General features: G+C 70.5%; 16 protein-coding genes. 2 read left to right on the plus strand and 14 right to left on the minus strand.

All coding sequences use genetic code 11. The features are described 5' to 3' along the window. Positions 1-69 precede the first annotated feature (69 nt). Positions 70-726, plus strand: coding sequence for a hypothetical protein (locus tag OG294_RS14885; RefSeq protein WP_442789162.1), 657 nt, complete (start codon positions 70-72; stop codon positions 724-726). 42 nt (positions 727-768) lie between these two features. Here OG294_RS14885 and OG294_RS14890 read toward each other — a convergent pair whose 3' ends face one another. The 3 genes from OG294_RS14890 to OG294_RS14900 all read right to left on the minus strand — a co-directional run bounded on the left by OG294_RS14890 (position 769) and on the right by OG294_RS14900 (position 3,018). Beyond that, on the minus strand, positions 769-1,446 hold the full coding sequence (locus OG294_RS14890) for a hypothetical protein (RefSeq protein WP_327066989.1): 678 nt from the start codon (positions 1,444-1,446) through the stop codon (positions 769-771). 114 nt (positions 1,447-1,560) lie between these two features. Then, positions 1,561-2,253, minus strand: a complete 693-nt coding sequence (locus tag OG294_RS14895; RefSeq protein WP_327066990.1) for a ribonuclease HII — start codon at positions 2,251-2,253, stop codon at positions 1,561-1,563. A gap of 126 nt (positions 2,254-2,379) precedes the next feature. After that, positions 2,380-3,018, minus strand: a complete 639-nt coding sequence (locus OG294_RS14900) for a TetR/AcrR family transcriptional regulator (protein ID WP_327066991.1) — start codon at positions 3,016-3,018, stop codon at positions 2,380-2,382. 204 nt (positions 3,019-3,222) lie between these two features. On the opposite strand from OG294_RS14900, the gene OG294_RS14905 reads away from it, so the two are divergent. After that, positions 3,223-4,767: an MFS transporter gene (locus OG294_RS14905; RefSeq protein WP_327066992.1), complete on the plus strand. Its 1,545-nt coding sequence runs from the start codon at positions 3,223-3,225 to the stop codon at positions 4,765-4,767. A gap of 60 nt (positions 4,768-4,827) precedes the next feature. Here the strand turns inward: OG294_RS14905 and OG294_RS14910 are convergent, their stop codons facing one another. The 11 genes from OG294_RS14910 to nrdR form a co-directional block, all read right to left on the minus strand. Next, a complete protein-coding gene (locus OG294_RS14910) occupies positions 4,828-5,784 on the minus strand; it encodes a carbohydrate ABC transporter permease (RefSeq protein WP_327066993.1) in 957 nt (318 codons plus the stop codon). Further along, on the minus strand, positions 5,781-6,788 hold the full coding sequence (locus OG294_RS14915; RefSeq protein ID WP_327066994.1) for a carbohydrate ABC transporter permease: 1,008 nt from the start codon (positions 6,786-6,788) through the stop codon (positions 5,781-5,783). The genes OG294_RS14910 and OG294_RS14915 overlap by 4 nt, the downstream gene beginning before the upstream one ends. 133 nt (positions 6,789-6,921) lie before the next feature. Further along, positions 6,922-8,301, minus strand: coding sequence for an ABC transporter substrate-binding protein (locus tag OG294_RS14920; protein WP_327066995.1), 1,380 nt, complete (start codon positions 8,299-8,301; stop codon positions 6,922-6,924). Positions 8,302-8,641: 340 nt separating this feature from the next. Next, entirely contained in the window at positions 8,642-9,850 is a 1,209-nt protein-coding gene (locus OG294_RS14925) for a cytochrome P450 family protein (RefSeq protein WP_327066996.1), read from the minus strand. Further along, positions 9,847-11,106 (minus strand): cytochrome P450, encoded by a 1,260-nt coding sequence (locus tag OG294_RS14930; RefSeq protein WP_327066997.1) that lies wholly within the window; start codon positions 11,104-11,106, stop codon positions 9,847-9,849. The genes OG294_RS14925 and OG294_RS14930 overlap by 4 nt, the downstream gene beginning before the upstream one ends. Beyond that, positions 11,103-11,768 carry a GTP-binding protein gene (locus tag OG294_RS14935; RefSeq protein WP_327066998.1) on the minus strand — a complete coding sequence of 222 codons (666 nt, stop codon included), beginning with the start codon at positions 11,766-11,768 and terminating at the stop codon, positions 11,103-11,105. Before OG294_RS14935 ends, OG294_RS14930 begins: the two co-directional genes overlap by 4 nt. Continuing rightward, positions 11,749-12,117, minus strand: a complete 369-nt coding sequence (locus tag OG294_RS14940) for a DUF742 domain-containing protein (RefSeq protein ID WP_327066999.1) — start codon at positions 12,115-12,117, stop codon at positions 11,749-11,751. Before OG294_RS14940 ends, OG294_RS14935 begins: the two co-directional genes overlap by 20 nt. Next, entirely contained in the window at positions 12,114-12,533 is a 420-nt protein-coding gene (locus OG294_RS14945) for a roadblock/LC7 domain-containing protein (protein ID WP_327067000.1), read from the minus strand. Before OG294_RS14945 ends, OG294_RS14940 begins: the two co-directional genes overlap by 4 nt. Next, positions 12,533-14,341, minus strand: coding sequence for a sensor histidine kinase (locus tag OG294_RS14950; protein WP_327067001.1), 1,809 nt, complete (start codon positions 14,339-14,341; stop codon positions 12,533-12,535). The genes OG294_RS14945 and OG294_RS14950 overlap by 1 nt, the downstream gene beginning before the upstream one ends. 289 nt (positions 14,342-14,630) lie before the next feature. Then, a complete protein-coding gene (locus OG294_RS14955) occupies positions 14,631-17,543 on the minus strand; it encodes a vitamin B12-dependent ribonucleotide reductase (protein ID WP_327067002.1) in 2,913 nt (970 codons plus the stop codon). A gap of 188 nt (positions 17,544-17,731) precedes the next feature. Then, a complete protein-coding gene (gene nrdR, locus OG294_RS14960) occupies positions 17,732-18,232 on the minus strand; it encodes a transcriptional regulator NrdR (protein WP_327067003.1) in 501 nt (166 codons plus the stop codon). Positions 18,233-18,803 lie beyond the last annotated feature (571 nt).

Here is an 18,803-nt window from a genome sequence, read left to right on the forward strand (position 1 = left end):
CCCCGCTGCTGGTCCCCGGACCGGACTTCGGCGTACACACGTGCCTGCGCGTTCACAGGCCGGGGAAGGATGACAATGATCCATGGGGTCGACCGAGGTCAGCTTCCCTCCGCCACAGGTCGATGCCTGGATCTGGAGAGCTGGTCGAGCACGGAGGTGCCGTCGCTGCGCGATCCGCGGGACCTGGTGGTCGGGCTTCACCAGCGCCATCTGCCACAACCGGGGACCAGCGTGATCGCGGTGCTGGACATCGACCACCGGGTGGTCGCCTCCGCCGCCCTCACTCCCCGACCGCACGTCACCGACGGCTGGCTCCACCGCAACGCGCTGCTCACCCAGTTGCGGCGGGTGATCCCGCACGACCTTCGACTGCCCGCACCGCGCCGGACGGCCGTGCTGCTGCGCTGCCGTGACGGTGTGTCCGGCTGGACGGAGCAGGACGGGGCCTGGATGTGGGCACTGCGCGACGCCGCCTCACTGCACGGGCTGCGCTGTGGCGCCTATCTGACGCTGACTCCGTCCGGCTGGCTGGTGCTCGGCGACGGACGCACCGGGCGTACCCCGCACGCGGGTTCCTGGTCCGAGCGGCCAGTGCACACCGTCTCCGAGCTGCCGAGTCGAGTGCCCCCGAGCGTCCGTCCGGCAACGGCGTACGCCCACCCCGCTGCACCGTGGCCGGCCGGCCAGGAGACGACCCCGGGGCCGGTCCGGCGCGCCGCCCGCTGAACACGGGCGGCGCGGCCACGGGATGCTCACAACCGGCTGCACTCAGGCCGGGACCGGCTGGCCTCCGACTGCCGACCCTTCGGTCAGCTGCGCCGTCGTGCCGCAGACCACCAGCAGCGACGCCGCGTGGGTGCGCGCCTTCTCCAGCGCCAGGACCGCGCGGCCCGGCTCGCTCGCCCCGAGGACGAGGACGACCACCTCGCGTCGGGCGGGCCGGGTCAGCGCGAGATCCGCGTAGAAGACGTCACCGCCTTCGGCGAGCTGGGCCCAGTAGTGGTCCTCACCGAAGGACATCTCATGCTGCTGCCAGGGGTGCGGGCCGTCCGAGGTGAGGACCAGGATGTCGCCAGGTTCGCGCCCTGACTCCAACAGCAGGTCAACGGCCTCATCGGCCCGCTCCAGAGCCGCACCGACGGCGCTGGGGACCAGTTGGACGGTCGGACCGGCCGGAGTCGGCCGCGGGCCGGGCTTCGGGATCTGCGCGGCTCGCGGGCCGGGCCGGGGCGCGGCCGGCCGGGGCGGGCCCGGACGAGGGCCGGGCACCTGGACGGACGCCGGGGTCGGCCGGGCCGCGGCGGGCGCTTCGACAGTGGGGCTGACAGGGGACGCGCTGCCGGCGGCAGGCGTGCTGAGGGCTTGTGCGTCCGACTCGCGGGGGAAGGGAACGCCGGGGCCCGGGATGCTCTCGTGAATCTCCGGCTCCTCGGGGAAGACAGGCATACCCGGATATCTATCAAATGCCGGTCGGATGCGCACGGGCGCCCCACCTGTTGGGCACCGCGGGCTCGACCCGATCAGCGGAACGTACCGCCGTCGAACGCTCCTGATGATCCGTCAGAAGCCGAGAGTGAGCTGTTCGTCGCCGTCCGCTGTCTCCATCACGAGGCGCGAGCGCTTGAGATGGCTCCACTGCGGCAGCGCATCCAGGTAGGACCAGGAGAGCCGGTGGTGCTCCGTGGGGCCGAACTCCTCCAGTGCCGCACGGTGCACCGGGGAGGGGTATCCGGCATTGTCCTCGAAGCCGAACTGCGGGAACTCCGGCGCCAACTCGGCCATCAGGCCGTCCCGGTGCACCTTGGCGAGCACCGAGGCGGCGGAGACGCAGACGCAGCTCTGGTCGCCCTTGATCACCGTCCGCACTCGCCAGGGTCCACCCAGGTAGTCGTGCTTGCCGTCCAGGATCACGGCGTCCGGACGCACCGGGAGCGCCTCCAGGGCTCGCACCGCGGCGAGCCGCAGCGCGGCGGTCATGCCGAGCTCGTCGCACTCCAGGGCGGAGGCGTGGCCCAGTGCGTGAGCCGTGACCCAGTCCGCCAGCAACGGGGCCAGCTGCTCGCGGCGGCGCGGGGTCAGCAACTTGGAGTCGGTCAGCCCCTCGGGAGGCCGCCGCAGGCCGGTCACCGCCGCGCCGACCGTGACCGGACCGGCCCAGGCGCCACGGCCCACCTCGTCCAGGCCCGCCACGATCGTCGCTCCGGCCCGGCGCAGGGAACGCTCCACGCTGTGAGTCGGCGGCTGGTACGGCATGGCGGGCGGTCCATTTCTGGTCGGGCGGTCAGAACGACGGGCAGTGCGGGCGGTGTGGAACAGGGCAGCGGGCGGTGCGCAGGACTGGGCCCCGCGCCCTCCACCCTACGGCGGTCGCGCAGTGGTTCAGCCCGCCTGCGGGCGGATCAGCGGCAGCAGGACATCCTCCAGCAAATGGTCACAGAACTCGGCGTCGACCGACTCCGCGCCGAACTTCGTCCGGTACAGCAGCATCGCCGGCCAGACGTCCGCGACCATCTCGTTGACCGCACCGGAGCGGACCTCGCCGCGCCGCTCACCGCGCCGCAGCACCTCCAGCCCGGCCCGCCTCGCCGGCCCCACCAACCGGGCCATGACGAAGTCCTTGAGGAGCTCGCCGCCACCGTGGTCCACCTCGGCCATCAGCGCGCGCATCGCGGAGCCGGCCGGGGAGTCCATGGCCACCTGGAAGGTGCCGATGAGCTGCCTCAACTCGGCACGGACGGAGCCGAGATCGGGAACGTCCGTCAGGGGTGGCAGAGTGGAGCCCAGCGCATCGAGAGCAAGCTCCAACTTCGACGGCCAGCGCCGGTAGAGCGCCGCCTTGCCGGTCTGGGCCGCGCCGGCGACGCCCTCCATCGTCAGGCGGGCATAGCCGCCGGAGGTCAACTGCTCCAGGGCGGCCTCGAAGATCGCCTGCTCAAGTGCCTTCCCGCGGCGACGGGCCGTCGCGGCGGGGGGCGCCGCGGGCTCACCGACCCCCGGACGAGCCGTTGTCTGCTTCATTGTCGCCAATCTTAGAGAACGCTTGCGTTCACAATACTCGACACGCTATGGTTCCACCATAGTGAACGGTGGCGTTCCTTCCCTTGGCGCTGCCGGCCCAGCTCAGCAGCTATGCCCGAACAGCTATGCCTGAACAGCTCTGCCGATCCAGCACGTCAGCGACACCCTAGCGAGCCTGACACCATCGCCAGCAGGGGGAATCACATGGCTATCTCCGACACCCTCAGCAAGGTCTCACCTCCCACGGCCAGCCGCGGCCAGCACAAGGGCATCGCCCTGACGGTCATCGCGGCCACCCAGCTCATGGTCGTTCTCGACGCGACGATCGTGAACATCGCCCTTCCGCACATCCAGGACGCCCTGAAGTTCTCCACCACCGACCTCTCCTGGGTCATCAATGCCTACACCCTGACCTTTGGCGGCCTCCTGCTGCTCGGCGGCCGGGCCGGCGACATCCTGGGCCGCCGGCGGGTCTTCATCACCGGCGTGCTGCTCTTCGGTTTCGCCTCCCTGCTCGGCGGCTTCGCGCAGAACGGCGACATGCTGCTCGCCTCGCGCGCGCTGCAGGGCATCGGTGGCGCGATCTGCTCCCCCACCGCCTTCGCCCTGATCGCGACCAATTTCGAGGAGGGCCCGGAGCGCAATCGCGCCTTCGGCGTCTTCTCGGCAGTGGCCGGCTCGGGCGCCGCCATCGGCCTGCTGGCCGGCGGGCTGCTGACCCAGTACCTCAACTGGCGCTGGGTGCTCTTCGTCAACGTGCCGATCGCGATCGCCATCGCGCTGGCCGCTCCGCTGTACATCAACGAGTCCGAGCGCCGGAGCGGCCGGTTCGACCTCTCGGGCGCCCTCACCTCGACGCTCGGCCTGGTCGGTCTGGTCTACGGCTTCATCCGAGCCGCCTCCGACGGATGGAGCGACACCGGCACCCTGGTCTCGTTCGTCGTCGGGGCGGTCCTACTGGCCGGCTTCGTCGTCATCGAGCGGCGTACGGACCAGCCGATCACCCCGCTGCACTTGTTCGCCGACCGCAACCGCACCGGCGGCCTGGTGATGATGCTCTGCCTGGCCGCGGCGATGTTCGGGATCTTCTTCTACATCACGATCTTCGTCCAACGTGTCCTCGGCTACGGCCCGCTGAAGGCCGGCGTGGCCTTCCTGCCGATCAGTGTCGCGATCATCATCTCCGCCCAGCTGGCCTCTCGCTTTCAAGCCCGGTTCGGCGCCAAACCGTTCATGCTCGGCGGTTCGCTCCTGGTCACCGGCGGCCTGACCTGGCTCACCCAGACGAGCGCGACCAGCGGCTACATCGACGGAGTGCTCGGCCCCACGGTGCTGTTCGGCCTGGGCATGGGACTGATCTTCGTACCGGTGATGCTGCTCTCGGTCGCCGGCATCGCGGCCCACGAGACCGGAGCCGCCTCCGGCCTGCTCAACTCGATGCAGCAGATCGGTGGATCGCTCGGCCTGTCGATTCTCACCACAGTCTTCGCCCGCGCATCCACACGTAAGGGCACAGCGCTCTTCCCGGACTTCCGGGCACACGCGACCGGCCCGCAGCTGGCCGAGTTCGGCACGACCAAGCAGTTCCCGGTCGGCACCAGCTGGGCGAACGAAGTCCTGGCGTACGGCATTTCACACGCCTTCGTGGTCGGCGCCGCGATGTCCGGCGTGGCCCTGCTGATAGCCGCCGTGGTCATCAAGGCCAAGCCGGGCGACCTCCCGACCGAGGCGGTGGGGATGGGCCTCTGAAGCAGACAGCCGAGGGGTTGAGCTCCCGGCGCCGCCCGGGGAGCTCAACCCCACACCGGCTCAGCCCTTGACCGACCCCGCCAGCAGCCCGCGCACGAAGTACCGCTGCAGACCGAAGAAGACCAACAGCGGAATGATGATCGACAGGAACGCCCCGGCCGTCAGCAGCTCCCAGCGGCCACCGAAGGAGCCGGCGAGCTGGGCCAGCCGGACCGTCATCGGCGCCACATCGGGGGTGCCGCCGGCGAAGGTCAGTGCCACCAGGAGGTCGTTCCAGACCCAGAGGAACTGGAAGATCGCGAAGGAGGCGAGGGCCGGTGCGCAGAGCGGCAGCACGATGGACCGGAAGATCTTGAAGTGCGAGGCACCGTCGACCACCGCGGCCTCCATCAGATCCCGGGGCAGCTGGGCGATGAAGTTGTGCAGCAGGAAGGTGGCCAGCGGCAGCGCGAACATGGTGTGCGCCAGCCAGACCGGGGCGTAGGTACCGCTCAGGTTGAACTGCGGGATGATCGTCACCCCGCCCAGGTGGGCACCGCCCGAGAAGAGTTGAAGTAGCGGGATCAACGCCATCTGCAGTGGCACCACCTGCAGGGCGAAGATCAGAAAGAACAGCGTGTCGCTTCCCCGGAAGCGCACCCAGGCCAGCGCATAGGCGGCCATCGCCGCCAGTACCAGAGGGAAGATCGTCGCCGGAACGCTGATCGCCAGCGAGTTGACCATGTAGGGCATCAAGCCGCCGCTGACGCCGAACCCACCGTCGAAGAGGACGGTGTGGTAGTTGGAGAGGATCAGATGCGGATGGGCGAAGACGGACCACCAACCACTGTCGGCGACATCCTGCTTGGGGCGCAGAGAGGTGGCCAGGAGCCCGACGGTGGGGATCGTCCACAGGATCGTGACCACGATGACGAAGAAGGAGCCGAGCGGGCTGCTGAAGGATTTCCGGATGGCCTTGGCGGCAGGCAGCGGAGCGGTACCGGAAGTCGCTGCCTGATCTGGCGTCTGACTGCTCATCGGGTGGCCCGCTCCTTGCGCAGCTGGACGATGTTGTAGCCGACCAGCGGCAGCACCGCGAGGAAGAGGATCACTGCGAGCGCGCTCCCCCGGCCGACGTTGAACTGCACGAAGGACTGCGAGTACATCTCGTTCGCCAGCACCTGGGTGCCGAAGTTGCCGCCGGTCATGGTGCGGACGATGTCGAAGGCCTTCAGCGTGACGATCATGACGGTGGTCAGGACGACGACCAGGGTGGTGCGGATCATCGGCACCGTTACGTACCAGAAGAGCCGCAGGCCGCTGGCACCGTCGAGCCGGGCGGCCTCGGTGACTTCGTCCGGGATCGCCTTGATCGCCGCCGAGAGGACCACCATCGCGAAGCCGGTCTGGACCCAGACCATGACCACCATGAGCAGGAAGTTGTTCAGCGGATGGGACAGGATCCAGTTCGGTGGGCTCTTCCACCCGAGCCAGACGGCCAGTTGGCTGAGCAGACCGGTCTGGCGTTGTGCGGAGTCGCGGGTGTCATAGACGAACTTCCAGATGATGCTCGCGCCGACCAGTGAGATCGCCATCGGCATGAAGATCAGCGACTTGTAGAGCGCCTGCCAGCGCATCCGATCCACCAGCAGGGCCAGCGCGAGCCCCAGGCCGGTGGCCGCCAGCGGGGCGATGACCAGCCAGAGCAAGGTGTTGAGCAGCACCTGATGGATCGACTGGTCGGTCAGCGCCCAGCTGTAGTTCTTGACGCCGAGGAACCTGCTGCTGTCGTCGTTGCGGAAGCTCAGATAGATCGTCCGGATCAGCGGCACCACCAGTCCGACCAGGAGCAGCAGCACTGCTGGTCCCAGGAAGATCAGGAGGGCCAGCGGGCGGCCGAATCGCCCGGTCGCCCGCCCGGCCGCGAAGAAGATCACCAGCAGGATGCCGAGGAAGCCGGCTATCGCTCCGAAGCTGTTTCCCAGCTTGATCGCGGCGTCGTTCCACGCCGAGTCGGCGAATTGAGCACTGGTCACAGGCATGCGAGCGGTGTCCTTCCGACGAGCGGGGTCCTCCCGTTACCGGTCGGCGAGCCAGTCGATCAGCCGGTCGACCAGCCGATCGACGGACTGATCGACCGGCTGGTCCACTAAGCGGCTGACCGACCGGCGGCGCCTACTGCGGCCAGGCGGCGTCGATGTCCGAAGCCACCTGCTTGATCGGCTTGCCCTCCGCGAACCAGGCCGTGAACGCCGTCCACTCCGCGCCGGAGCCGACTGCCGCGGGCATCATGTCCGAGGCGTCGAAGCGGAAGGTGGCCGTCGGGTCCGTCAGCGCATCAGCCGACAGCTTGTCGATCGGGTCGGTGTAGAGGCTCTTGTCCACGCCCCGGTTCGCCGAGACCCAACCGGGGGCGACCTTCACCCGGCTGGTGGCCCAGTCCGCCGTGGAGAGGTAGTTCTGCACCGCCTGCACCTCGGGCCGGCTGGAGAAGGCGGTGACGAACTCGCCGCCGCCCTCGACCGGCCGGGGGATCGAGGCGCTGGTCTGCGGCAGCTCGAAGGCGTAGACGTCGCCGTCCGGGGCGACCTTGGTGCCCTGCGGCCACTGCGCCTCGTAGAACGAGGCCTGCTGGAGCATCCAGCACTTGCCCGTGAGGATCGGCGCACCCGCGTCCTGGAACGTGGTGGTGGCGATCGACTTCACGTCCCCGATCCCACCGTTGACCCAGGCCGGGTTCTGCATCCAGTTCGCCACCGTCTGCATGGAGTTGAGAATCGGCGGGTCGCTGAACTTGACCTTGTGGCTCACCCACTGGTCGTACACGTCACCGCCCTGGCTGCCGAGCACGACCTCCTCCAGCCAGTCGGTGGCCGGCCAGCCGGTCGCGGTGCCGGAACCGATGCCGCCGCACCAGGGCTTGCTCGCGTTGGCGCCCGCCTTGGCGATCTTGTCGCTGAGCGACATCAGCTCGTCCCAGGTCTTCGGCACGGTGTAGCCCGCCTGCTGGAACGCCTTGGGCGAGTACCAGACGAGCGACTTCATGTTGGCGCTCATCGGCGCCGCGTAGAAGGTCCCGTTGACCGAACCGTAGGTCTTCCAGACCGGGTTCCACTGGTTCTCGTTCGTCACGGTCTGGGCCGGCGGCTTGACGACCTTTCCGGTCTTGACCATCTGGGCCAGCAGACCGGGCTGCGGGATGACCGCGAGGTCCGGCGCGTTGCCCCCGCTGACCCGGACCGGCAGTTGGGACTCGAAGTCGTTGGAGCCCTCGTAGGAGATCTTGATCCCGGTACAAGAACTGAACTCGGCCCAGGACTTCTCCAGCGAGTCCGACTCCGGGCTCAGGATCGAGGCGAACATCGTCACCTTGGTCCCGGCGTGCCCGGCGTAGGGCTGGTACTTGGCACAGGCGCCCGACAGCGGCGGCCCCGAACTGGCATTGTTCCCACCGCCCCCGGAACTGTTGGAGCAGGCAGCCGTCAGAGCGAGTCCCAGCAGCGCCGGAGCCACCAGGAGTCGATGTCGAAGCCGGGCACTCATCGTGATGTTCAAAGCGTTCTCCTGCGGCCTGAGACGAACCACATGACACTGCGCTGAACCGAAGGTCGAGGAAAGGGCCGCGGCGGTACTGGCCTCGGCCGAGTCGACGGCGACTGGCTTGAAGACGTTAACCCACCTATCACCCCGCGCCAAGGGAGCGTTCAGCTTTCACCGGCGCGACTTCACCTTCTGACGCCGGCCGGACAGCCCGCCGGCTGCGCCGGCACCGCCACCGGTCCGTGCCCGCGCATATCTACCCGTCCTAGGCCTGAAAACGCCAAGGGTGCGAGAAGTCCGAGAGATCGACTTCTCGCACCCAAGCAGAGTCAGCACAGCGGGCTCTGACCTGCTGTCAGCCCCTCAGCAGCACCGGCAGCTCGCGCAGGCTGTTCACCACGATCGAAGCGCCCGGCCGCAGTTCGGCATCCGGCACCGCCAGCGCCAGATCGGGGAAGCGCTCGAAGAGCGCGGGCAGCGCCACCTGCGCCTCCAGGCGGGCCAGCGGCGAGCCGGGGCAGACGTGCGGCCCGTGCCCGAAGGACAGGTGCCGGCTCGCCTCCCGGGTGACGTCGAACAGTTCGGCGCTGTCCCCGTGTTGCAGCGGATCGCGCCCGATCGCGTTGTACGAGATCAGCACCGGCTCCCCGGCCGGCACCACGACCCCGTCCACCGCGATGTCCTGCGTCGCGTACCGGAACAGGAAGTTGCTGGTCGGCGGCGTCCAGCGGAGCGACTCCTCCACCACCGCACCCCAGCCCACCGCCCCCGAGCGGACCAGCGCCAGCTGCTCCGGGTGCCCCAGCAGGGCGCGCACCGCGTTGGTGATCAGGTTGACCGTGGTCTCGTGCCCGGCCGCGATGATCACCCGCAGCGTCGCAGCCGCCTCGGCGTCCGTCAGTTCGCTGCCCTCGACATCGGCGGCCAGCAGCGCGCTGGTCAGATCGTCCCCGGGCGCCGCCCGCCGCTGCCGCACCAGGTCGTTGACGAAGGCGTTCAGCGCCGCGATGACGACCTGGATCCCCTCCGGATCCGGCACGCTGCTGAAGAACCGCTCGTAGAGCTCGCGCAGATACCCGTGGTCGGCCGGGTCGACGCCGAGCAGCGTGCCGATCACCGTCATCGGCAGCGGAAAGGCGAAGGCCGACTTCAGGTCGACCGCCGGCTCCCCCGCCGCCAGGCCGTCCAGCAACTCGGCCGTCAGCCGTTCCACCTGGGGCCGCATCAGTTCGACCCGCCGCGGGGTGAAGGCCTGTGCCACCAAAGCGCGCAGCCGCCGGTGCTGCTCGCCGTCCGCGGTCACCATGCTCGGTCCCGGCACCGCCAGGCCGATCAGCGGCCAGTCGCCCGGTATCTCCCCGCGCTGGTAGGCCGCCCAGTGCCGGGCGTCCTTGACCAGCCGGGAATCGGTCAGCAGCGCCCGGGCCGCCGCATGCCGCGCCACTGCCCAGGCCCGCACACCCCCCGGCAGCTCCACCCGCACCACCGCCCCTGCGGCGCGCAGCACCGCCCCTTCCCCCGCGTTGTCACGCGCCAGCGGGTCGAGCGCCACCAAGCCGGTCATCCGAATGCTCCTCCGGTCGTCGTCGACGGCGTGAACCCGACGGGCAGCGCCACCAGGGCCCGCACCCAGGCCGAGGGCCGCCAGACGAGCGCGTGCTCGGCGACCGCGAGCCGCAGGTCCGGCAGCCGGTCCAGCAGCACCTCGACCGCCGTCGCGGCGATCACCTCGGCTGCCTCCTGCGCCGGGAACGGGCAGCGGTGCTCGCCGTGCGAGAAGCTCAGGTGCGCCCGGTTGCCCTCGGCCGCCTCCCCGGTGGGCTGGCGCACGGCCGGGTCCGCGTTGGCCCCCGCGAGCCCGAGCAGCACCAGATCACCGGCCGCGATCCGCTGCCCGCCCAGCTGGGTGTCCCGCACCGCCCAGCGGCCGGCGAAGATCTGGGTGGGCGTGTCCTCCCACAGCGCCTCGCCGAGCGCCTGCCCCACGCTGCGCCGACCCCCCACGAGCGAGGCCGCGAACCGGTCGTCGGTCAGCATCAGCCGCAGCGCGTTGGCGATCCAGTACGCGGTGGGCTGGTGGCCGGCGGCCAGCAGCACCCGTAGGTCGCGCACCACCTCGTCGTCGCTCAGCCCGGCCGGGTGGACCAGCAACCGGGAGGTGAGGTCCGCCCCGGGCTCGGCCCGCTTGGCCTCGACCAGTTCCAGCATCACCGTCAGCAGCCGCTGCGAGGCCTGCTGCGCGTCGGGTCCGCCGTCCAGCATCGCCAGCAGGTTCTCGATCAGCACCGGCACCTGGGCGTCGTCCAGGCCGAGCAGCCAGCAGAGCACCAGCAGCGGCATCCGGTGCGCGTACTCGGCGACCAGGTCCGCCTCCCCGCGCCCGGCGAAGGAGTCGATCAGCCGGTCGGCGATCCGCTCGCAGTACTTCGTCAGCTCGTACGGGTCGACCGCGGCCAGGGTGTCGGTGATCGCCGAGGAGCGGCGCTGGTGCTCGGTGCCCTCGGTGTAGAGGATCGACGGCACCGGGGTCATCATCGGGCGCAGCGGCCAGTCGGCCGGGATCCGGGGCCAGGCGTTCCATCGGCTGGAGTCGCGGCCGAACAGCTTGGGCTGGCTGGTCACCAGCTGGAGTTCGCGGTAGCCGATCACCAGCCACGCCGGTACCCCGCCGGCCAGTTCGACCGGCGCGACCGGTCCGTGCGCGGCCCGCAGCTCGCGGTAGACCTGGGTCGGGTCGGTCTGGAACCGCGGCCCGTACAGCGGCGCGGCGGCGCGGTGCGCGGGGCAGCCGGGCGGCGGGGTGGGCACCGACTCGGTCACGAGTGGCTCTCCTCTTCTGCGGGCTCGCGGTGCGCTGCCGCCCGCTCGTGGATTCCGGCTTCGGTACGCGCGTAGAGATGGCTCACCAGCTCGATCAGCACCTGCTTGCCGGACGCGCGCTCGCGTGCGTCGCAGTCCAGCAGCGGCACCTGCGGCGACAGGTCCAGCGCCGCGCGGACCTGCTCCAGCGAGTGGGTGGGCGGCCCGAAGAGGTTGCGCGCCACCACGAACGGCGTCCCGTGGTGCTCCAGCCGGTCGATCGCGTACCAGGAGTCGGCCAGCCGTCGTTCGTCGACCAGCACCACCGCGCCGAGCGCACCGCTGAACAACCGGTCCCACAGGAACCAGAAGCGCTCCTGCCCGGGCGCACCGAACAGGTAGAGCACGCTCTCGGGCGACAGGGTGATCCGGCCGAAGTCGAAGGCCACCGTGGTGGCGCGCTTGTCCCGCACCGCGGAGGGGTCGTCGATGCCGATCCCGGCCCGGGTCATGATCTCCTCAGTGGCCAGCGGCCGGATCTCGCTCACCGACCCCACCAGGGTGGTCTTGCCGACGCCGAACCCGCCGACCACCACGATCTTCCAGGCGTTGTCGGCGGTGCTCCGCAGCGGGATGCGCGGGGGCGGCGTGCGGGCCCCGGCCTCAGAGCCGTTGGAGTCCATGCAGCACCTGCTTCAACGTGTCGAGATCGGGCAACTGGGCCTGGGCGGGGCTGAACCGCGGGTGCCGGGCGGTGATCCGCCCGGCTTCCAGCAGATCGCCGAGCAGGATCTTCACCACGCTGATCGGCAGCTTCAGCTCGGCCGCCACCTCCACCACCGCGGTCGGCCGCTCGCACAGGCGCAGGATCCGGGCGTGCTCGGACTGCATGCCGGGGGTCGGCGCCCGCTCGGTGACGATCAGGGTCACCACGTCGAAGGCGTGCGAACCGGGCCGGCTGCGCCCCTGGGTCACCGTGTACAGCCGGTCCGGGCCGTCGTCGAGGCCGCCCGGCCGCAGGGGCGGCCTCACGCGCCCGCGGTGGTGTCGTTCCCGCGCGGCGGCGCGCTCAGGAACTCGCCGATCTGCTCGACCAGGCCATGCATGTTGTGGCCGACCACGCCCACGTCCGAGCTCTCCTCGGTGACCACCGCCAGGTGCGCGCCGTGGCCGGTCTCCACGATGCACAGGATGCCGCCGTGGAACTCGGTCATCGACTGCCGCACCCCGCCACTGCCGTCGCCGAACTCGATCGAGGCGCCGTGCGCCAGGCTCTGGATGCCGGAGGCTATCGCGGCCAGCTGGTCGGCCTGATCGGCACTCAGGCCGGAGCTGTGGCAGAGCTTCAGGCCGTCCGCCGAGAGCACCAGGGCGTACCGGGAGCCGGGCGTGTTGGCCAGCAGGTTCTCCAACAGCCAGTCGAGGTCGCGGTCGGTCGAGCTGGTCATCAGGTGTTGTCCTCCACCGTGTTCGGGATGTGCGCGGGTGATGCGTGGTCGGGCGACGCGGGAGCGTCCGCCGCCGGGGTGGTGCGCGGCACCGCAGGCGTGCTCGGTGCGGCCGGCCGCGCCCCCAGGGCGGCCTGGCGGAAGGCGCCGAACCGGCCGGCGGTGGCCACCGCCCCCGCCCCCGCCTCGTCCGCCCCGCCGTCCGCCCTCCGGTCCGCCGTCCGGTCGGCCGGCCCGGCGGTCCGGACGGGCAGCCGGGCGGGCCCCCGGACCACCGTGGGTGCCACGCCGCCGGCCGCCGCCAGCGTCTGACCGCGCCGCCGCCGGGGCAGGCCGTCCGCCCCGCCGAGGGCGGCCGGTGTCTTCGGTGCTGTGGAGGAGGACGAGGCGGACGGGGACGCCGGTTCCACCGCGCCCCCCGCCCCCGCGGAACGCGGCAGCGCCGGAACCGCCGAGACGGCCGGTGCGGTCGGCCGGGCCCCGGCCGGCGGCCTCGCCTCCTCGGCGCGCTCCGGCTCCGGCTCCGCCTCCCGCTCCTGGTGGGTGATCAGCTGCTCGGGCAGCAGGACCACCACCCCCGTGCCGCCGCGCGAGGACGGCCGGAAGGAGATCGCCAGCCCGTGCTTGCGTGCCAGCGCGCCCACCACCGCGAAACCGAGCCGGGTCCCCGCCGAGAGCGTGGTCAGGTCCAGCGGCTCCCCCGAGACCGCCTGCTCGGCCCGCCGCAGCCAGACCTCGGATAGCCCGAGCCCGCCGTCCTCCACGGTGACCGCGAGCCCCGCGTGCAGCTCCTCGACGTAGACGTGCACCTCGGCCGGCGGCGCCGAGAAGTTGGCGGCGTTGTCCATCAGCTCGGCCAGCACGTGCATCACGCCCTCGGCCGCGTAGCCGGCCACGGCCGCGCCGCTCGCCGAGTGCAGCCGCACCCGCTGGTAGCCGTTGATCCGCCCGAGCGCCCCGCGCAGAACGCTCTCCACCGGGATCGGCCGGCTCCACCGCCGGCCACTGCGGGCACCGGTCAGCACGGCGATGCTGTCGGCCATCCGGCCGGCCTGCGCGGTGCTGTGGTCGAGCCGGAGCAGGTCGCCGAGCACCTCCTCGCCGTGCCGGTGCTCCATCTCGCGCAGTTCCGCGTGCATGCTGGTGGCCAGTGCCTGGACCCGGCCGGCCGCCGTCGCACAGACCGCCAGGGCCGCGGCGCGCTGGCGCTCGCCGTACCCGATCTCCTTGGCGAACAGCGCGAGCAGGCCTTCGTGCGCGGTGTGCCGATGGGCCACCAGGACGGTCTCCACCGAAGCCCCGGCGCGCAGTCGGCGCACCACCTCCGGGATGCTCTGCTCGGCCAGCCGCGCGAGCTCCTCCCGCTCGTCGTCGGCCGCGGCCCGGACGGCAGCCGCCTCGCTGCGCGCCTCGATGGCCTCGGCACGAGCGGCGAGCATCTCGGCCCTGGCCGCCTCCGCCTCGCGCTGCGCCGCCGCGGCGTGCGCCCGGGCGGCCCGCGCCTCGGCCATCGCCACCGCGGTGGCCGCCTCCGCCCGCAGCACCGCGGCCAGCGCGGCCTCGCCCTTGGTGCGGACGGTGGCCAGTCCGACCGCCAGCCGCCTGGCCCGGCGCCACTGCAACAGGACCGCGCCGACCGTCAGGCACCACACCGCCGCCGCCAGCGAGGACCAGAGGCCGACCGCCAGGCCGTTCCCGGCCTGCGCACTGCTGACGGCCGCGACTACCGCGGCGCCGGCCACGACCACTGCCACCAGGGCGGTGGCCAGCGCGGCCGGTTTACCGGACTGGCGGGAGCGTGCGGTCATGGCGCGGTTCCTCGGCGGGCGTCGGAGGCAGGGCAGGCGAGCGCGCACCGGCCTCCGGCAGCAGCTGGAGACCCATGATCAGTTCACGCGGTCAACAAATCATAACGACTCAGATAAGCCGATCGACCGGCTAGTTGACGTGATGTCTATGTATCGACACGACCACTGAGCGCAGTCGGCGCACCACCGGGCCCGGCGGCGCTCGGACAGCGCAAAAGGCCGGGGCGGGGAGGCCGGTTGTCACCGGCCTCCCCGCCCCGGCCCGCTCAACGCGGCCGCGCGCCCGCCGTCAGCTGCAGCCGCTGGTGGAGCCGCAGCCCTCGCAGAGGTAGCAGCTGCCCGCGCGGCGCATCTTGGTGCCGCAGGAGAAGCAGAGCGGGGCGTCCGCGTTCAGGCCGAGCTGGATCTCCAGCAGCTCGGTCGAGTTGTGCGGAGCCTTGGCGGCGGCCACGGGGGCGGGGGCGGCGGCGGGGGCGGGGGCCGGCGCCTCCGGCTTCGCGGCGGCCGGCTCGACGGCCCGCGGAGCGGACTGGGCCAGGCCCGTGACGTCCACGTCCTCCTCGAGCGGCTCGTAGGAGCCGGTCTCCAGGTGGCGCTGGCGCTCCTCGACGGAGTGGATGCCGAGCGCCGAGCGGGTCTCGAACGGCAGGAAGTCGAGCGCCAGGCGGCGGAAGATGTAGTCGACGATCGACTGCGCCATCCGCACGTCCGGGTCGTCGGTCAGACCGGCCGGCTCGAAGCGCATGTTGGTGAACTTCGAGACGTAGGTCTCCAGCGGCACGCCGTACTGCATGCCGACCGAGACGGCGATCGAGAAGGCGTCCATCATGCCCGCGAGGGTCGAGCCCTGCTTGGACATCTTCAGGAAGACCTCGCCCAGGCCGTCGTCCGGGTAGGAGTTGGCGGTCATGTAGCCCTCGGCGCCACCCACGGTGAAGGAGGTGGTGATGCCGGGACGGCCCTTGGGCAGGCGCTTGCGGACCGGGCGGTACTCGATGACCTTCTCCACGACCTGCTCCGCCGGCTGCGGGGCCGCGGCCGGCTCGACCGCGGCCGGGGCCTTGGTCTTGGCCGAGAGCGGCTGGCCGACCTTGCAGTTGTCGCGGTAGATCGCCAGCGCCTTGACGCCGAGCTTCCACGCCTCGAAGTAGATCTCCTCGACCTCTTCGACGGTGGCGTCCTGCGGCATGTTGACCGTCTTGGAGATCGCACCGGAGATCCACGGCTGGATCGCGGACATCATCCGCACGTGGCCCATCGGCGAGATGGAGCGCTCGCCCATCGCGCAGTCGAAGACCTCGTAGTGCTCGGCCTTCAGCCCGGGAGCGTCGATCACGTTGCCGTGCTCGGCGATGTGGGCGACGATCGCCTCCACCGACTCACCGTGGTAGCCCAGGCGCGTCAGCGCCCGCGGCACGGTGTTGTTGACGATCTGCATCGAGCCGCCGCCGACCAGCTTCTTGAACTTGACCAGCGCCAGGTCCGGCTCCACACCGGTGGTGTCGCAGTCCATCATCAGGCCGATGGTGCCGGTGGGGGCGAGCACCGAGGCCTGGGCGTTGCGGAAGCCGTTGCGCGCGCCCAGGCGCAGCACGTCCTGCCAGGTCTCGGTGGCCGCGGCCCAGACCGGGGCGTCCAGGTCGTCCACCGCGACGGCGGCGCTGCTGGCGTCCGCGTGCTGCTTCATGACCCGCTGGTGCGGGGCCGCGTTGCGGGCGTAGCCGTCGTACGCGCCGACCACGCCGGCGAGCTCGGCGCCGCGGCGGTAGGCGGTGCCGGTCATCAGCGAGGTGATCGCACCGGCCAGCGCACGGCCACCGTTCGAGTCGTAGGCGTGGCCGGTGGCCATCAGCAGGGCGCCGAGGTTGGCGTAGCCGATGCCCAGCTGGCGGTAGGCGCGGGTGGTCTCGCCGATCTTCTCGGTGGGGAAGTCGGCGAAGCAGATCGAGATGTCCATCGCGGTGATGACCAGCTCGACCACCTTGGCGAAGTTCTCCGCGTCGAACGTGTCGTCGTCGCGCAGGAACTTCATCAGGTTCAGCGAGGCGAGGTTGCAGCTGGAGTTGTCCAGGTGCATGTACTCGGAACACGGGTTGGAGGCGTTGATCCGGCCCGACTCGGGGCAGGTGTGCCAGTGGTTGATGGTCGAGTCGTACTGGATGCCTGGGTCGGCGCAGGCCCAGGCGGCCTCGGCCATCTTGCGGAACAGCTTCTTGGCGTCGACGGTCTCGATGACCTCGCCGGTCATCCGCGCCCGCAGGCCGAACTCGCCGCCGTTCTCGACCGCCATCATGAACTCGTCGGAGACCCGGACCGAGTTGTTGGCGTTCTGGTACTGCACGGAGGTGATGTCGTCCCCGCCGAGGTCCATGTCGAACCCGGCGTCGCGCAGCGCGCGGATCTTCTCCTCCTCCTTCACCTTGGTCTCGATGAAGGCCTCGACGTCGGGGTGGTCGACGTCCAGCACGACCATCTTGGCCGCGCGGCGGGTGGCGCCACCGGACTTGATGGTGCCGGCGGAGGCGTCGGCGCCGCGCATGAAGGAGACCGGGCCGGAGGCGTTGCCGCCGGAGGAGAGCAGCTCCTTGGAGGAGCGGATCCGGGAGAGGTTCAGGCCGGCGCCGGAGCCGCCCTTGAAGATCATCCCCTCTTCCTTGTACCAGTCGAGGATCGAGTCCATGGAGTCGTCGACGGCCAGGATGAAGCAGGCGCTGACCTGCTGGGGCTGCTTGGTGCCGACGTTGAACCAGACCGGCGAGTTGAAGCTGAAGACCTGGTGGAGGAGGGCGTGGGTCAGCTCGTGCTCGAAGACCTCGGCGTCGGCGGGCGAGGCGAAGTAGCCGTTCTTCTCACCGGCGGCGCGGTAGGTGAGCACCACGCGGTCGATGATCTGCTTGAGGCTCCACTCGCGCTGCTCGGTGCCGACCGCACCGCGGAAGTACTTGCTGGTGACGATGTTGACCGCGTTGACCGACCAGAAGTCGGGGAACTCGACGCCGCGCTGCTCGAAGTTGATCGAGCCGTCCCGCCAGTTGGTCATGACGACGTCGCGCCGCTCCCAGCTGACCTCGTCATAGGGGTGGACCCCGGGAGTGGTGTAGATGCGCTCGATCCGCAGCCCGCCCTTGGACGCCTTGCCGGCACCCTTCGCGGCCTTGTCGGACTTCGACCCGCGTGCGGAACCGCTCGTCGTGTCTGTCACTTCGTACTCCTCCTCCTGGGCAAAACGCCCCGAACACCCCAATTGTCGCCTCTGGGGTATCGCTGCTTCGCTTCTCCTGGTGTGCGGGCAGGCAGCCGGGAACACCGACCGCTTCGCACGGTTTGTGTGGGTTTGCACCCTGTTTTCAGGCATGCCTCGGCCAAGGGAGGCCAAGGCTGCGTGGCGCCCTAGGGCGCGGCGACGGAGACGACGGCGGCGTCGTCCTCCGACGCGGTGGGAGGCTGCTCAGCGCCACGCAACTCGGCGATGGCGGCCTCGAAGTCTGCAAGTCCGTCGTAGGCCTGGTAGACCGACGCGAATCGAAGGTACGCGACGACGTCCAGATCCTTGAGCGGACCGAGTATGGCCAATCCCACATCGTGGGTGGAGAGTTCCGCGCTGCCACTGGCCCGCACGCACTCCTCGACCCGCTGGCCGAGCAGCGCGAGGGCGTCCTCGGTGACCGGCCGGCCCTGACAGGCCTTGCGGACTCCGGAGATCACCTTCTCCCGGCTGAACGGCTCGGTCACCCCGCTGCGCTTGATCACCATCAGCGTGGCGGTCTCCACCGTGGTGAAGCGCCGACTGCAGTCCGGGCACTGGCGGCGACGGCGGATCGAGCTGCCGTCCTCGGTGGTCCGACTGTCGACCACACGGCTGTCGGAGTGCCGGCAGAAGGGGCAGTGCACGGGTTGACTCCCTTCCTGGCTGGACTGGCGGGCGAGCGGCCTCCAGTCTAGGCGACGCCCACCATGATCGACTACCGGGGGACCACAACCTGTGGGCCACGAGCACCTATGTAACCACTAGATCTAGGTGAACATGCCGCTCGGACACGCCGGATCCGGGTAGCCTCGGGCTCACCGCGCGCAATCGGCGCTGGTCAGTCGCCGAGCCTCACCCGGACAGCCGAGCAGACGATTTCAGCCGATTGCCGCCGATCACGACCCGGCCCCCGCCCCGCCCGGAACCGCCCCTTAGAATTGGCATCGATCGAACATTTACTCGACATACACCGAATGCCTTGATCAAGTCAGCCAACTCCCCGATAATTCACTCGAACGTGTGTTTGGCGCAACCTTTCGATAGGTGCTGCCGTTGGGCTGGGCAGGCAAGGGAGTACGCCCGACGAGAGGGGCCGCCGTGAGCACCGTTCAGACCAGCAGCACCAGTTCCAGCGCCGTTGCCGGCGCCTTCCAGACGCCCGTGAACACCGTCGCCGACACCCGCGGTATCCCGGTGCAGGACCGCGCCCAGCAC

The organism is Kitasatospora sp. NBC_01302, from assembly GCF_035976515.1.
GTDB lineage: Bacteria > Actinomycetota > Actinomycetes > Streptomycetales > Streptomycetaceae > Kitasatospora.

Coding starts and splice junctions, on each gene's coding strand:
- OG294_RS14885 (WP_442789162.1), top strand. CDS start 70: ATGACAATGATCCATGGGGTCGACCGAGGTCAGCTTCCCTCCGCCACA.
- OG294_RS14890 (WP_327066989.1), bottom strand. CDS start 1,446: ATGCCTGTCTTCCCCGAGGAGCCGGAGATTCACGAGAGCATCCCGGGC.
- OG294_RS14895 (WP_327066990.1), bottom strand. CDS start 2,253: ATGCCGTACCAGCCGCCGACTCACAGCGTGGAGCGTTCCCTGCGCCGG.
- OG294_RS14900 (WP_327066991.1), bottom strand. CDS start 3,018: ATGAAGCAGACAACGGCTCGTCCGGGGGTCGGTGAGCCCGCGGCGCCC.
- OG294_RS14905 (WP_327066992.1), top strand. CDS start 3,223: ATGGCTATCTCCGACACCCTCAGCAAGGTCTCACCTCCCACGGCCAGC.
- OG294_RS14910 (WP_327066993.1), bottom strand. CDS start 5,784: ATGAGCAGTCAGACGCCAGATCAGGCAGCGACTTCCGGTACCGCTCCG.
- OG294_RS14915 (WP_327066994.1), bottom strand. CDS start 6,788: ATGCCTGTGACCAGTGCTCAATTCGCCGACTCGGCGTGGAACGACGCC.
- OG294_RS14925 (WP_327066996.1), bottom strand. CDS start 9,850: ATGACCGGCTTGGTGGCGCTCGACCCGCTGGCGCGTGACAACGCGGGG.
- OG294_RS14935 (WP_327066998.1), bottom strand. CDS start 11,768: ATGGACTCCAACGGCTCTGAGGCCGGGGCCCGCACGCCGCCCCCGCGC.
- OG294_RS14945 (WP_327067000.1), bottom strand. CDS start 12,533: ATGACCAGCTCGACCGACCGCGACCTCGACTGGCTGTTGGAGAACCTG.
- OG294_RS14950 (WP_327067001.1), bottom strand. CDS start 14,341: ATGACCGCACGCTCCCGCCAGTCCGGTAAACCGGCCGCGCTGGCCACC.